1 protein-coding gene is annotated in these 390 nt (G+C 70.3%); it reads left to right on the forward strand.

The genetic code is table 11. The annotated features are described in order from the left end of the window. Window positions 1-390 (forward strand): zinc ribbon domain-containing protein (locus KDL01_RS46680; protein ID WP_368861763.1); only part of this gene is annotated, 390 nt, incomplete at both ends.

The following is a 390-nucleotide window of genomic DNA, read 5'->3' on the forward strand; positions in this document are numbered from 1 at the left end:
CGCACAGCCTGACGCGGAAGGTCAGCGTCCACTGTCCCGGGACCAGGTCACCGGTCTGGGCGCGGACGTCGCCGGAGGTCAGGGCGCGCCGTCGGTTGACCCTGCGCAGCCGGGCGGCATAGGTTTCGGGCAACCGTCGACCTCAGGTACGGGCGGAGGGTTCTCCGACCCGTACGAGTCCCCTGCCCCTGGTGGGCAGCCGCAGCAGGAGGATCCGTCCATGTCGGTCCTGGTGTGTACGAGGTGCGGTAACCGCAACGCGGAGAACAGCCGCTTCTGCTCCCACTGCGGAGCGCCACTCAGGCCGGGCGTCACCCCGGAGCGCCCCTCCGAGACGACGTCCACGATCTCGATCTCCGGTCTCGAGGCCTACGACGCCGAGACCACCGG

Origin of the sequence: Actinospica durhamensis (genome assembly GCF_018139695.1) — a bacterium.
GTDB lineage: Bacteria > Actinomycetota > Actinomycetes > Streptomycetales > Catenulisporaceae > Actinospica > Actinospica durhamensis.